Origin of the sequence: Microbacterium sp. SORGH_AS_0888 (assembly GCF_030818905.1) — a bacterium.
Classification (GTDB): domain Bacteria; phylum Actinomycetota; class Actinomycetes; order Actinomycetales; family Microbacteriaceae; genus Microbacterium.
Genome location: NZ_JAUTAZ010000001.1, coordinates 1,364,912 through 1,378,898, shown reverse-complemented (window position 1 = coordinate 1,378,898; position 13,987 = coordinate 1,364,912). Strand labels below are relative to the sequence as shown.

The window sequence follows — 13,987 nt, the reverse complement described above, 5'->3', positions numbered from 1 at the left end:
GCCCAGGGTAGCGAGGTCAGCGTCCGAACAGCAGGTGCGCGAGCGTGAAGATGCCCAGTCCGGCCAGGGAACCGACGATCGTGCCGTTGAGGCGGATGTACTGGAGGTCGCGCCCCACCATCAGCTCGATCTTCTGCGTCGTCTCGGCGGCGTCCCACCGCTCGACCGTGTCGGTGATGATCGAGGCGATGTCGTGCCGGTAGCGGTCGACGAGGAAGCCCGCGGCATCCGTCACCCACTCGTCCACGCGGCCGCGCAGCGCATCGTCGGTGACCAGGCGCTCGCCGATCTGCGCGATCGCCTCCGTCAGGCGCACCCGCAGCGGGCTCGTGGGATCGTCGAGGGCACGCACGAGACCGCTCTTCGCGGTCTCCCACGCCTCGGCGGCGAGCTCGCGCACGCGCGGCGAGTCGAACACGCTCGACTTCGCGTCCTCGAAGCGGCCGATCATGGCGGGATCGTGCTGCAGGTTGTCGGCGAGGCGTTCGAGGTAGCCGTCGATCGCGCGCCGGGCGGGATGGTCGGGGTCCGCCTGGACCGCCTGCACGAACTTGACCGCCTCGTGGTAGGCGGCCTCGTCGATGAGGCCGGTCACGACGCGCGGCACCCACGACGGCAGCCGGCGGGAGACGACGCCCGCGAAGGACTGCCGGTTCGCGGCGAGCCAGGTCTCGACGTTGTCCGCCGCGAGATCGACGGCCTGGTGGTGGGCGCCGGAGGCGACGAGCCGCTCCAGCCATCCGCCCAGCGGCGGTCCCCACTCGGGCACCACGAGGTGCTCGCGGGCGAGATCGGCGATGAGCTGCTGCACGTCGTCGTCGCTCAGCGCGCGCAGGACTCCCGCAGCCATCGCGGCCCCCTCCGTGGCGACCCGATCGGCGTGTGCGGGGGTACGCAGCCATTCGCCGAGTCGTGCGGCGATCGGGGTGGAGGCGAGCTTGGTGCGCACGACCTCCGCGCTCAGGAAGTTCGTCTCGACGAACTCCCCCAGGGTGCGCCCGATCTCGTCCTTGCGCTGCGGGATGATCGCGGTATGGGGGATCGGCAGCCCGAGAGGCCGGCGGAACAGCGCCGTGACCGCGAACCAGTCGGCGAGCGCCCCCACCATGCCGCCCTCCGCGGCGGCGCGGACATAGGCCAGGGCGGGCACGCGATCCTGCAGCGAGAACGCGATCAGGAACACGATCGCGAGCGCGATGAGCGCGCCGAGCGCGATCGCCTTCATGACGCGCAGCCCCCGCAGCCGCTTCCGGTCGGAGGCAGAGAGGAGCTCTGGTGGGATGCGGGCCATGGCTGTCATCCTCGCACGGGCGCGTACGCTGAAGCCGTGATCGAGGACATCAAGAAGCGTGCGCTGCACCGCACCCGCATCCTGGAGGGACAGCTGCGCGGGCTCTCGAAGATGATCGACTCCGAGGAGTACTGCATGGACATCATCACGCAGTCCCGCGCCATCCAGCGCTCGCTCGAGTCGCTCAACCGGCTGCTGCTGGAGAACCACCTGCGCACGCACGTCACGCACATGTTCGACGAGGGCGGAGCGGAGCGCGACCAGGCCGTCGCCGAGCTGCTGAAAGCGTTCGACTTCGACGGAAAGTGATGCTCAGGCGGCCTCGCCGCGCTGGCTCGTCCAGCCGCGGTCGAAGCTGCGATCGCCGCGGATGCGGCCGGCCACCGTCTCCAGCCGGGCCATCGTCTCCGCGGACAGGCGCGCGTCGACCGCCGGCAGCCACTCGTCCACGTGGGCGGCGAAACGCGAGCCCGGGATCGGCGCGATCGGGATGCCGAGGTCCGCGGCGCGGGTGAACAGCCACGACAGGGCCAGCTGCGCGCCCGTGAGGCCTGCCTCGGCGGCGATCGCCAGCACCTCCGTGCGCAGCGCGGCGTTGGCCGCCAGGGTCTCCGGCGCGAACCGCGGGAAGCGCGGGCGCCCGTCGCCCTCGCCGATCTGCGCGGGCGAGAAGCCGTCGGTCAGCCAGGCGCGGCTGAGCGGCGAGTAGGGCACGAAGCCGACGCCGAGCTCGATCGCCGCCGGCACGACGCCGGCCTCGACATCCCGGCTCACGATGCTCCACTCGGTCTGGACGGCCGCGATCGGATGCACGGCGTTCGCGCGCCGCAGCTCATCCGCCGTGCACTCGGACAGGCCGAGGTGGCGCACCTTCCCCGCGGCGACGAGCTCAGCCATCGCGCCCACGGTCTCCTCGATCGGCACGGTCGGGTCGACGCGGTGCTGGTAGTAGAGGTCGACGTGGTCGGTGCCGAGCCGTCCGAGGCTCAGATCGATCTGCTCGCGCACGTAGGCCGCGTCGCCGCGGATGGTGCGCGCCCCGATCGCCCCGCCGGCGATGCCGAACTTGGTGGCGAGCACGATCTCATCGCGTCGGTGGGCGAGCAGGCGCGAGATGATGCGCTCGCTCCGGCCCGCGCCGTAGATGTTCGCCGTGTCGACGAAGGTGAGGCCCGCGTCGACCGCGTGGACAAGGGTGGACAGCGCGGTCTCGTCGTCGACCGGGCCGTAGACGTCCGACAGGCTCATGCCCCCATAGCCGAGGGCGCTGACGGCGAGGTCGTCGCCGAGGGAGACGGTGGGGATGCGGGACATGTCGCTCCTAGTTCGGGACCGGGCCGAGCCAGGCGCTGGCGACGGTCGCGTGCGCCGACTCGGGGTCGGAGGGGTGGAACTGGCCGGCGAGGACGTCGCGGTACAGGCGTCCGAGCTCGGAGGTCTGGAAGTAGGACGACCCTCCGGCGACGAGAACCGCCTGGTCGACGATGTCCTTCGCGGCCGTCACGGCGCGGTGCTTGAGGCCCGACAGCAGCGAGAACCAGCGCGGTCCGTGATCCGCGGCGACGTCGACGTCGTGCGCGATCGCGGCGATCTGCGGCACCAGGCCGTCGTAGGCGAGCGCCATCTCGGCGATGCGCCAGCGGATGTCGGGATCCTCCGCGTACGAGCGCCCGGTCTTCTTGGAGGTACGGTGCCTCGCCGTCTCGACCGCGACGTCCAGCGCCCGCCGCGCCAGGCCCGTGTACACCGACGCGAGCAGGATCTCGAACACGCTGAAGATGCCGAACACGATCGGGTCGGGGTTCGGCCCGGGCGCGACGCGCCGCACGACGCGGTCGGCGGGTGCGACGGCGTTCGACAGCACCGTCGTGCGCGACTGGGTCGCGCGCATGCCCACGGTGTCCCAGTCGTCACGGGTGGTGACGGCGTCCGTGCGGGGGACGAAGGCGTAGACCAGCTTCGGCGCGTCGGCCGAGGTCGTGTCCAGGCCGTGCAGGCCGAGCTGCGTCCACGCGGGCGCCAGCGAGGTGAAGATCTTCGTGCCCGTGAACGCATAGCCGCCGTCGGGCAGCGGGACGGCCTGCGTGTCGCTGCCGAAGAGGACGAGGTCGTTGCCCGCCTCGCTGATGCCGAACGCGAACAGCTCGCCCGCGGCGGCTCCCGTCTGCACGAACGCGAGATCGTCGATGCCGCGGTCGCGGAGGACCTTGGCGACGCCCGTCCAGACGAGGTGCATGTTGATCGCGAGCGCCGTGGCCGGGGCGGCGGAGGCGAGGCGCTGCTGCAGCACGGCGACCTCGGCGAGCCCGAGCCCGGCGCCGCCGCGGTCCTGCGGCACGAGGACGGACAGGTATCCGGCCGCGCGGAGGTCGGCGACATCCTCGTCCGGGAAACGGTTGTCGCGGTCGTAGTCGGCGGCGCGGGCCCGCATGCGCTCGAGCAGCTCGTCGGGCAGGTGGGCCGAGGGGTCGAAGCTCACGCCAGCACCTCCCGGAGGATGCGGATGGTCTCCTCGGGTCGGTCGCGGTGCGGGGAGTGTCCCGCGCCGGCGACGATCGACATCCCGATCGCCGGGTTCGCGGCCGCGATCGCTTCGTCGATCTTGCCCGCGTAGATGCTGTGCACGGCGGGGTCGGAGGCGATCACGTGCGTCCGGACGCCCAGTCGCGGCACGGCGTCCAGCACGCTCCACTCCGGGTTCTGGGCGCTCGTCTGCTCGACCGCCCACCGGCTCGCCTGGGACGCGGCGGCGGACTTCAGCTCGACGTCGTTCGGATGCCAGTGGGGGTGCGCCCGGCGGACGGCCTCGACCGAGGTGTCGGCGAAGCTGTCCTGCTGGCTGTGCCGCACGGCGTCGCGGTCGACCGGCAGCAGGTGCAGGGCGGGGTCGATGAGGATCAGCCGTCGTGTCCAGTCGGGATCGGCGGCCGCGGCGAGCGTGGCGGCGGCCCCGCCGAGCGAGTGGCCGATCACCAGGTCCCACGGTCCGCCGGGGGTGGCGGCGACATCCGCGGCGTAGGCGGCGAGGGTGTAGTCGAGGGCACGGGGAGCGGTGCCGTGTCCGCGGAGGTCGACCGCGGTGGCGTGCCAGCCGTCCTCGGCCAGGGCCGTCCCGTAGCGCCACATGAGAGCGCCGTTCGAGCCGAGGCCGTGAACGAGCAGCGCGCGGCGGGATGCGTCGGGAGCCCCCCAGGCGCACGTGGGCAGGGAGAGGGGTACGGGCATACCGCCAGCGTAGAACGCCTTCGGGGGAGGCGGGGGCGTGGTGTCCCTGCGTGACGAGGCGGCGCGGCGGCCGGCGTGTGCGTGCGCCGGTCCTCTCCTGCGGGGATCGTGCGCGCCACGCCGTCGTCCGGGCCTCGGCCGCGGCGTGTCGGCCACGATCCCCGCCGTTGCGGAGGGCGGACGGCGGCGCGGACGCACCGGGCCGGGGCGGCGGCGGGCGGATGCCGGGGCTCAGGTGATGATCGGGCTCGGCTCCGTGTCGGGCAGCGGGCTCGCATCGCGGTGGCGGAGGTCGGGGAACGCCCGGGCGAACAGGGCCGCGACGGCGAAGCCGGCCACGGCGAAGACGGCTGCGGCGACGTAGGCGCCCTGCGGACCCGTGCCGTCGATGAGGAACCCGGCGACCGCGGAGCCGGCCGCGGCGCCGATGAGCTGGCCCGTGCCGATCCAGCCGTAGGCCTCCGCCGTGTCGGAGAACTTGACGCTCGCGGAGGTCATCGCGAACAGCACCGCGAGCGCCGGGGCGATGCCGATGCCCGCGGCGAACAGCGTGCCGCCGAGCCACCACACGTTCAGCGACAGGCTCGTGAGCACGAGCCCCGCGGCCACGATCGCGAGCCGGCGGGCCATCGCCCAGGAGCCGATCGGGATGTGGCCGAACGTCAGGCCGCCGGCGAGGCTGCCGATCGAGAACACCGCCAGGACGAGGCCCGCCTCCGGGCCGCCGTGACCGAAGGTGGACACGACCCCCGCCTCGACGGCGGCGCAGGCGCCGATGAGCAGGAACCCGATGACGGTCGCCAGCAGCACGGGCGGCCGCGTGAGCACGACGCCGAACCGGCGTTTGCTCCGGGGGATGCGGACGCGCCCGACCTCGGGGGACAGGATGAACCACGAGCCGCCGCCGACCAGGATCACGACGATCACGATGAGCGCCTCCCACGTGCCGATCTGGGTGGCGACGAAGGTGATCAGCACCGGGGCGATGATCCAGATGATCTCCTGCAGCGAGGCGTCGAGCGAGAACAGCGGGGTGAGCTGGCGCGAGTTGACGAGCTTGGGGTAGATCGTGCGGGCCGCGGACTGCACGGGCGGCGTGGAGAGCCCCGCGATCAGGCCCAGCGCGATGTAGGCGGGCAGGACCATCTCCACGAGCGCGATCGTCGTGATCGCCACGGCGCAGATCACGGTCGTGAGGCCCAGAACCTTTCGCATGCCCCACATGCCCATCCAGCGGCTCGTCACCGGGCCCGAGATCGCCTGGCCGACCGAGGTCGCCGCCAGCACGAGCCCCGCCGCCCCGTAGGATCCGGTCACGTGCTCGATGTGCAGCAGGAGCGCGAGGCTCGTCATCCCGTTCGGGAAACGGGCGGTCAGCTGCGCGGCGATGATGCGCAGCACTCCCGGTGTGCGCACCAGATCGCCGTATCCCGCCATGGTCATCCATCGTAGGCGTGACCGCGGACACCTGATCGGGCCTCCGGCGCGTCGTCCGACACGCCGTGCGACACGCCGGACGCGAGATCCGGATGTCGGTGGTCCGGCATAGCGTCCGTCCTGTGGAGAGCGGCTCCCGCGACCGCGGAAAGCGGCCTCGTCCAGCGTCTTTCCAGGCTTCGGCGGATGTCGTCGCCTGTGGATGAAACGGTGGACAACCTGTGTTGTACATGGGGACAGCGGAGGAAAAACTACACGGATGTAACTACTACCCCTTGTGGTGCTTCCTGATGTCGACACCCATATGTAGTATTGAGGTCCCGGCAGGCCGGAACGCCGGAATCACCTACCGTAAGAGGGGAGAGGGCCCGAACATGGCGATCACCGTTTACACCAAGCCGTCGTGCGTACAGTGCACGGCGACCTACCGCGCGCTGGACTCGAAGGGGATCGAGTACGAGATCCACGACCTGTCCGAAGACCCCGCAGCGCTGGAGCAGGTCAAGGCGCTCGGCTACCTGCAGGCCCCCGTCGTGATCACCGACGAGGACCACTGGTCGGGCTTCCGTCCCGACAAGATCGACGAGCTCGCGTCTCGTCTGGCCTGAGCCATGACGACCGCGACGGCTCCTGTCCCCGCGGTCCGCGAGAACGAGACCGCGAGTGTGCTCCTGGTCTATTTCTCCAGCGTGTCGGGCAACACGGCGCGCTTCATCGAGAAGCTCGGGATGCGGAATCTCCGCATCCCGCTTCATTCCACCGATCGTCCCCTCCAGGTAGACGAGCCCTTCGTCCTGGTCACCCCCACCTATGGGGGCGGCCAGGGCCGGGGCGAGGAGCGGGGCGCGGTGCCCAAGCAGGTGATCCGATTCCTCAACGACGAGGGAAACCGACGCCTGCTCCGAGGAGTGATCTCCGCGGGCAACACCAACTTCGGCGAGGCCTACTGCATCGCCGGTGACATCATCAGCCGCAAGTGCCGTGTGCCGCACTTGGATCGGTTCGAACTGTTCGGCACGCCAGAGGACGTCGAGCGCATCGGCGTCGGATTGGAGACATGGTGGGCGCGGCACTGACCGACACGACGTTCAAGACGGACTCCCGCTTCGACGGGCTCGACTATCACGCGCTCAACGCGATGTTGAACCTGTACGACGAGCACGGGAACATCCAGTTCGACGCGGACAAGCGGGCGGCGCGGGAGTACTTCCTGCAGCACGTCAACCAGAACACGGTGTTCTTCCACTCCCTCAAGGAGCGCCTGGACTACCTGGTCGAGAAGGAGTACTACGAGGGCGCCGTCCTCGAGAAGTACCCCTTCGAGTTCGTCAAGGCGCTGCACGAGCGCGCCTACGACGCGAAGTTCCGCTTCGACACCTTCCTCGGCGCGTTCAAGTACTACACGAGCTACACGCTGAAGACCTTCGACGGCAAGCGCTACCTCGAGCGTTTCGAGGACCGCGTGGTCATGACCGCCCTGGGCCTCGCCGACGGCGACCAGCAGCTCGCCGAGGCGATGGTCGACGAGATCATCTCGGGCCGTTTCCAGCCGGCGACCCCGACCTTCCTCAACACCGGCAAGGCGCAGCGCGGCGAGCTGGTCAGCTGCTTCCTGCTGCGCATCGAGGACAACATGGAGTCGATCGCGCGCGGCATCAACTCCGCCCTGCAGCTGAGCAAGCGCGGCGGCGGCGTCGCGCTGCTGCTCTCGAACATCCGCGAGGCGGGTGCGCCGATCAAGCAGATCGAGAACCAGTCCAGCGGCATCATCCCGGTCATGAAGCTCCTCGAGGACAGCTTCAGCTACGCGAACCAGCTCGGCGCCCGTCAGGGCGCCGGCGCCGTCTACCTCTCGGCGCACCACCCCGACATCATGCGATTCCTCGACACGAAGCGTGAGAACGCCGACGAGAAGATCCGCATCAAGACGCTGTCGCTCGGCGTCGTCGTGCCCGACATCACGTTCGAGCTCGCGAAGAACGACGAGGACATGTATCTGTTCTCGCCCTATGACGTGGAGCGCGTCTACGGCGTGCCCTTCGGCGACATCTCGGTGACCGAGAAGTACCGCGAGATGGTCGACGACCCGCGTATCAAGAAGACGAAGATCAACGCGCGGCAGTTCTTCCAGACGCTCGCCGAGATCCAGTTCGAGTCGGGCTACCCCTACATCATGTTCGAGGACACGGTGAACCGGGCCAACCCCATCAAGGGCCGGATCAACATGTCGAACCTCTGCAGCGAGATCCTCCAGGTCAACACCCCGACGACCTACAACGAGGACCTGTCCTACGACCAGATCGGCAAGGACATCTCGTGCAACCTCGGATCGCTCAACATCGCGCTCGCGATGGACGGCGGCGATCTCGCCAAGACGGTGGAGACCAGCATCCGCGCCCTCACCGCGGTCAGCGACCAGAGCCACATCCGCTCGGTCCGTTCGATCGAGGACGGCAACGACCGTTCGCACGCGATCGGCCTCGGGCAGATGAACCTGCATGGCTTCCTCGCGCGGGAGCACATCCACTACGGGTCCGAGGAGGGCCTGGACTTCACGAACATCTACTTCTACACGGTGCTCTACCACGCGCTGCGGGCCTCCAACCGCATCGCGATCGAGCGCGGCCAGGTGTTCGAGGGCTTCTGGGACTCGACCTACGCCTCGGGCGAGTTCTTCGACAAGTACCTCGAGCGCGAGTGGGCGCCCGAGACGGAGCGCGTGCGTGAGCTGTTCGCAGGCCACCACATCCCGACGCAGGCCGACTGGGCGGAGCTGAAGGCCTCGATCCAGAAGCACGGCATCTACAACCAGAACCTGCAGGCGGTGCCCCCGACGGGCTCGATCTCGTACATCAACAACTCGACGTCCTCGATCCACCCGATCGCCTCGAAGATCGAGATCCGCAAGGAAGGCAAGATCGGGCGGGTCTACTACCCGGCCCCGTTCATGACGAACGAGAACCTGGAGTACTACCAGGACGCGTACGAGATCGGCTACGAGAAGGTCATCGACACGTACGCCGCGGCCACGCAGCACGTCGACCAGGGCCTGTCGCTCACGCTGTTCTTCAAGGACACCGCGACCACGCGCGACATCAACAAGGCGCAGATCTACGCATGGCGCAAGGGCATCAAGACGATCTACTACATCCGCCTGCGTCAGATGGCGCTGGAGGGCACCGAGGTCGAGGGCTGCGTCAGCTGCACCCTCTAGTGCGCTGATCCGGGATTTTCTGAAAGAGGAGTGATGGGCGAGAAGCTGCAGCTGCTGAACCACGTGCAGGCGATCAACTGGAACCGCATCGAGGACGAGAAGGACCTCGAGGTCTGGAACCGCCTCACGGGCAACTTCTGGCTGCCCGAGAAGGTGCCGCTGTCGAACGACGTGCAGTCGTGGAACACGCTGACGCCGGACGAGCAGACGCTGACGATGCGGGTGTTCACGGGACTGACCCTGCTCGACACGATCCAGGGCACGGTCGGCGCGGTGTCGCTGATCCCGGATGCGGTCACCCCGCACGAGGAGGCGGTGTACACCAACATCGCGTTCATGGAGTCCGTGCACGCCAAGAGCTACTCGTCGATCTTCTCGACGCTGTGCTCGACGCAGGAGATCGACGACGCGTTCCGCTGGTCCGTCGAGAACGAGAACCTGCAGCGCAAGGCGCACATCGTCATGGACTACTACCGCGGCGACGAGCCCCTCAAGCGCAAGGTCGCCTCGACCCTGCTCGAGTCGTTCCTCTTCTACTCCGGCTTCTACCTGCCGATGTACTGGTCGTCCAAGGCGAAGCTCACCAACACGGCCGACATCATCCGCCTCATCATCCGTGACGAGGCCGTGCACGGCTACTACATCGGCTACAAGTTCCAGAAGGGGCTCGAGAAGGCCACCGAGGCGGAGCGCGACGAGATCAAGGACTACACGTTCTCGCTGCTGTACGAGCTCTACGACAACGAGGTGCAGTACACGCAGGATCTCTACGACGGCGTCGGCCTCACCGAGGACGTCAAGAAGTTCCTGCACTACAACGCGAACAAGGCGCTCATGAACCTCGGCTACGAGGCGATGTTCCCCTCGACCGTGACGAACGTGAACCCGGCGATCCTCTCCGCCCTGTCGCCGAACGCGGACGAGAACCACGACTTCTTCTCGGGGTCGGGCTCGTCGTACGTCATCGGCAAGGCCGTGTCCACCGAGGACGAGGACTGGGACTTCTGAGACCCTGATCTAGCTCGGCCCTGACAAGGGCTGGTGAGAGGCCCGGACCGCGGTTTATCGCAGCTCCGGGCCTCTTTTCGCGCGTTCTCGATGAGGCGGAGGAGGACACAGATGAACACCAGAGCCCTTTCGGAGCGGCACGCGTGTGGCACGCGCGCACCTTCCGGGCATGCGCGGGCATCCCTGGGGCGCCGAATGTCGATTCGACGTGCCGTCCAGGCCGTGCCGCTAGTGCCACGAGAGCTGCTCCGTTCGACGCAGAACGCCAGGTCAGCGCGAGGCACAGGAGTGTCGGCGACGTGGATGGCGCGCGAGACGGATGTCGGCCGGCCCGAGGCGGCTCACTCGATCCGGTACCGAGCGGCGAGCCGCGCGCGGCGGAGCTTGCCGGCGTCGTTGCGGATCGGCTCGGTGGTGCGGTGGATCGTGGTCGGCGCCCGGGAGCCGAGACGCTGGGCGGCATACGCGAGCAACGTCTCGAGCGGCTCGTCGGCATCGCCGACCCGCACGACGGCGTGCACGGCCTGCCCCAGATCCTCGTCGGGGACGCCGAACGCCGCCGCCTCGAGGACGCCGGGGTGCGACTCCAGGACGGCCTCGATCGTCGCGGGCGCGATCTTGTCGCCGCCGCGGTTGATCATGTCGTCCGCGCGGTCGTGGATGTAGAGGTAGCCGTCGTCGTCGAGGTGGCCGACGTCGGCGAGTGTGTCCCATCCCTGCGCGTCCCGGCGTGACGAGGCCCCGACGTACTCGTACGTGCTGGCGTCCCCCCGGTGCATCCAGATCAGCCCCGGGCGGCCCGCGGGGAGCTCCCGCCCGTCGTGGTCGAGGATACGGATGCTCGTGCCGCCGATTCCCCGCCCGACGCTGCCGGGACGGGCGAGCCATTCGGTGCCGGTGATGTGGGTGAGACCGTTGGACTCGCTTCCCGCGTAGACCTCGTCGACCCGCTCCGGACCGAGCCACTCGAGGAAGGCGCGTTTGAGGTCCGGCGGACAGGGGGCGCCCATGTGCAGGACACGGTCGATGCTGCGCAGCCGCGCCCGATCGCGGACCTCGGGGCGCAGGCGCAGCAGCCGCGACATCATGGTGGGAACGAGCATCCCCCACGTGGCGCCGTGCGCCTCCACGAGGTCGAGCCACTCGCGCGGGTCGAAGCGGCTCATGATGACGAGCCGGTGCCCGGTGAGCAGCCCACGGAAGGCGTACGTGAAGACCGCGGAGTGCCACATCGGGCCGGCGACGAGCTGCGTGGCCCGATGCGGGAGGAACGATGCGACGGGGCTCTCGGGATCGAGCAGCGCAGGAGCCGATGCCCGCACGATCTTGGGGCGTCCCGTGGAGCCGGACGTCGGGACCGCCTTCCAGCAGGATGCCGCGAGATCGGGCAGGGGTCGGGCGTCGGGCGCGACGCGGGCGCTCGGCAGCCAGGCGATGCCGGGCGATGCCGGGTGGAGGCCGATGGCGGCGGCGGGCCGGCCGATCCTCTCGAGATGATCGCGTTCGTCGTCGGTGAGCGCCGGGGAGACCGGTTGCGGTGTGGCGCCGGCGCGCCAGACGCCGGCGCAGGCGACGACGTGGTCGCGGCCGTTGGGCAGGCCGACGGCGACCGTGTCGTCGGGAGCGACGCCGTGGCGGATCAGCGCGTGGGCGAGGCTTGTCGCGGCGAGATCGAGCTCCCGGGCGGTGAGCGCTCCGCCCCGCGTCGACCACGATCGGGCGCGCCGGGTCGGTACGGGCGCGGTCAGCGATGATCCGGGAGAACGACACCCGGGCCACGGGCACCTCCGGTGATCAGCATCTCCCGGTAGAACGCCTCGTGCGCGGCGGCCGCGGCCTCCCAGGTGTGCCGGGCGGCGAGGTCGACGCCCTCGTCTCGCCGCCGCGGGGCGGGATCGGTGAGGACCTCGTGGACACGCGCGGCGATCTGCGGGCCGTTCCGCGCGTAGCGGACCGTGTCGCCGAAGACCTCGCGGATGACGGGAAGATCGCGCGCGATGACCGGGACGCCGGCGGCGACGGCCTCCATCGCGGCGAGGCCGAAGCCCTCCTTCGTGGACACGAAGGCGAGAGCGCGAGCCGCGGCGACCAGCGCGGGCAGGTCCGGCTCGTCGATCGTGCCGAGGATGACGGGGGTGATGCCGAGCTCGCGGGCGCGCTCATCGAACCGGGCGCGGTAGTCGCGATAGTCGAACAGGGTCTCGCCTCCGCCGAAGACGAGGGCGAGCCCCGGATGCGACGCGCGGGCGATGGCGAATCCCTCCAGGAGATCGAGCGAGCCCTTGCGGGGCTCGATGCCGCCGAGAGCGAGGATGTAGTCGCCGAGGCGTCCACGCCAGCGGGAGCGCCCGGCCTCGCCCTCGGGGCCGGCGGCGAGGGCGAAGCGCTCGCTGTCGACGCCGTTCGGGATGACGGTGGGACGCACGCCGTAGGCGTCCTCGACCTCTCGGGCCACGGCATGAGAGACGCACAGGCGCGCGAAGGGCTCGGTGACGGCCCTGTCGTGGCACTCGACGAGCTGCGGCGTCGTGAAGGCGTCGAGATGGTGGATCGTGCGGATCACCGGGATGCCCCGGCGGACGGCGGCGTTGGCGGAGATGCAGTCCTGGGCATGGACGACGTCCGCGTCGATGTCGAACGCGCTCGTCATCGTCCGGATGGAGCGTTCGATGCGCTCGCCCACGTCCTCTCCGTCCCGGGGCGGGAACGGGATCACGCGGATGTCCACCCGCGCGTCCACGGGGCGGAAGAAGGCCGTATCGGCGCCGCGTCCGAGCGTCCACACCTGGACGTCGTGACCGCGGTCGGCGAGCGCCTCCGCGAGCGCGAGGGTGTGCACGACGCCGCCGCGCGGCTTGGTGGAGTACGTCAGCTGTGCGATGCGCATCGGTGTCCTTCCTGCGGGGCTGTCCGCGGCGTCTGGACTCAGGGATGGACGAGCCGGTAGGCGTGCACGGCTCGCTGGTTGAGGTGGTGGAGGGATCGCCGGGCGCGCGAGATGTCGGCCGTGACGTCGGCGGTGGCGACGGCCAGACCGCCCTTGGCCCACGTCTTGGCGATGATCTCGCCGGCCGGGTCCACGATCTTCGCCTGACCGAGGAACCGCAGCCCGCCCAGGACACCGGTCTGGTTGGAGGACACGAGGTACACCTGGTTCTCGGCCGCGCGCGCGCAGTCGTAGAGGTCGAAGAGGTGTGCCTGGCGGTCGTTGCGGATGCGGTCGGAACGATCCGTGACGCTGGCGGGCCACGCGCTGAGGCAGGCGATGATCTCGGCGCCGTCCAGCGCGACGGAACGGGCGGCCTCCGGGAACGTCTTGTCGAAGTCGATGAGCATCCCGATGCGGCCCACGGGGGTGTCGAACGCCTGGAAGGTGGTGCCGGGCTCGTAGACCTCGGACTCGCCGAGCGGGAGATGGACCTTGCGGTGGACCCCGAGGACGCCATCGCCGGTGACGCAGACCGCGGCGTTGTACCGGTGCCAGACGCCGTCGCTGCGACTCTGCTCGGCGATCCCGAAGCAGATGGTCATGTCGCGCGCCATGTCGATGATCGCGGCGACCTCGGGGCCGTCGAGCTCGACGGAGTGCGGGATGCTGTCCCCGTCGTCCACCGGGTGGTGCAGGTCCAGGAGATAGCCGCCGAGCGTCGCGTCCGGGAGGACGAGGAGGTCGGCGCCGTGCTCGCGGGCGTCATTGACGATGCCGGGGAGCTTCGCGAGCGTGCGTTCGATGTCTCGCCCGAAGTGTGCCGCCACCGCGGCCATGGTCACGGAACCCATGCCCTGAGATTACGCGGCGGCGGCACACCGGC

The 13,987-nt window shown here is 69.7% G+C and carries 13 protein-coding genes; 5 read left to right on the top strand and 8 right to left on the bottom strand.

Features of this window, described 5'->3' with window-relative positions:
• Nucleotides 1-16: 16 nt before the first annotated feature.
• Nucleotides 17-1,291, bottom strand: coding sequence for a DUF445 domain-containing protein (locus QE381_RS06765; protein ID WP_307216624.1), 1,275 nt, complete (start codon nucleotides 1,289-1,291; stop codon nucleotides 17-19).
• 36 nt (nucleotides 1,292-1,327) lie between these two features.
• Here QE381_RS06765 and QE381_RS06760 point away from each other — a divergent pair, with 36 nt between their 5' ends.
• A complete protein-coding gene (locus QE381_RS06760; RefSeq protein ID WP_307216621.1) occupies nucleotides 1,328-1,600 on the top strand; it encodes a metal-sensitive transcriptional regulator in 273 nt (90 codons plus the stop codon).
• Nucleotides 1,601-1,603: 3 nt separating this feature from the next.
• Here the strand turns inward: QE381_RS06760 and QE381_RS06755 are convergent, their stop codons facing one another.
• The 4 genes from QE381_RS06755 to QE381_RS06740 form a co-directional block, all read right to left on the bottom strand.
• Nucleotides 1,604-2,605, bottom strand: coding sequence for an aldo/keto reductase (locus QE381_RS06755; protein ID WP_307216619.1), 1,002 nt, complete (start codon nucleotides 2,603-2,605; stop codon nucleotides 1,604-1,606).
• A 7-nt stretch (nucleotides 2,606-2,612) separates the two neighbouring features.
• A complete protein-coding gene (locus QE381_RS06750; RefSeq protein WP_307220429.1) occupies nucleotides 2,613-3,722 on the bottom strand; it encodes an acyl-CoA dehydrogenase family protein in 1,110 nt (369 codons plus the stop codon).
• A gap of 44 nt (nucleotides 3,723-3,766) precedes the next feature.
• Nucleotides 3,767-4,516: an alpha/beta fold hydrolase gene (locus QE381_RS06745; protein ID WP_307216617.1), complete on the bottom strand. Its 750-nt coding sequence runs from the start codon at nucleotides 4,514-4,516 to the stop codon at nucleotides 3,767-3,769.
• A 231-nt stretch (nucleotides 4,517-4,747) separates the two neighbouring features.
• Nucleotides 4,748-5,953 (bottom strand): MFS transporter, encoded by a 1,206-nt coding sequence (locus tag QE381_RS06740; protein WP_307216615.1) that lies wholly within the window; start codon nucleotides 5,951-5,953, stop codon nucleotides 4,748-4,750.
• 374 nt (nucleotides 5,954-6,327) lie between these two features.
• Here QE381_RS06740 and nrdH point away from each other — a divergent pair, with 374 nt between their 5' ends.
• Genes nrdH through nrdF form a run of 4 tightly spaced genes read left to right on the top strand, consistent with a single transcriptional unit; the run spans nucleotide 6,328 to nucleotide 10,175 of the window.
• The gene (gene nrdH / locus QE381_RS06735; RefSeq protein ID WP_307216613.1) at nucleotides 6,328-6,561 is read left to right on the top strand and encodes a glutaredoxin-like protein NrdH; all 234 of its coding nucleotides are present in this window, start codon (nucleotides 6,328-6,330) and stop codon (nucleotides 6,559-6,561) included.
• Between the two features lie 3 nt (nucleotides 6,562-6,564).
• Complete coding sequence (gene nrdI, locus QE381_RS06730) at nucleotides 6,565-7,029, top strand: class Ib ribonucleoside-diphosphate reductase assembly flavoprotein NrdI (RefSeq protein ID WP_307216611.1); 465 nt, start codon at nucleotides 6,565-6,567, stop codon at nucleotides 7,027-7,029.
• Complete coding sequence (gene nrdE / locus QE381_RS06725) at nucleotides 7,011-9,167, top strand: class 1b ribonucleoside-diphosphate reductase subunit alpha (RefSeq protein ID WP_307216609.1); 2,157 nt, start codon at nucleotides 7,011-7,013, stop codon at nucleotides 9,165-9,167. The genes nrdI and nrdE overlap by 19 nt, the downstream gene beginning before the upstream one ends.
• A 33-nt stretch (nucleotides 9,168-9,200) precedes the next feature.
• Nucleotides 9,201-10,175 (top strand): class 1b ribonucleoside-diphosphate reductase subunit beta, encoded by a 975-nt coding sequence (nrdF, locus tag QE381_RS06720; RefSeq protein WP_307216607.1) that lies wholly within the window; start codon nucleotides 9,201-9,203, stop codon nucleotides 10,173-10,175.
• 341 nt (nucleotides 10,176-10,516) lie between these two features.
• On the opposite strand, the gene QE381_RS06715 is transcribed toward nrdF, so the two are convergent.
• From QE381_RS06715 to QE381_RS06705, 3 genes are read right to left on the bottom strand one after another with little or no spacing between them, the layout of a single operon-like run.
• Entirely contained in the window at nucleotides 10,517-11,923 is a 1,407-nt protein-coding gene (locus tag QE381_RS06715; protein WP_307220428.1) for an AMP-binding protein, read from the bottom strand.
• On the bottom strand, nucleotides 11,920-13,062 hold the full coding sequence (locus QE381_RS06710) for an MSMEG_0565 family glycosyltransferase (RefSeq protein WP_307216605.1): 1,143 nt from the start codon (nucleotides 13,060-13,062) through the stop codon (nucleotides 11,920-11,922). The genes QE381_RS06715 and QE381_RS06710 overlap by 4 nt, the downstream gene beginning before the upstream one ends.
• 38 nt (nucleotides 13,063-13,100) lie before the next feature.
• Nucleotides 13,101-13,955, bottom strand: coding sequence for a carbon-nitrogen hydrolase family protein (locus QE381_RS06705; RefSeq protein WP_307216603.1), 855 nt, complete (start codon nucleotides 13,953-13,955; stop codon nucleotides 13,101-13,103).
• Nucleotides 13,956-13,987: the final 32 nt, after the last annotated feature.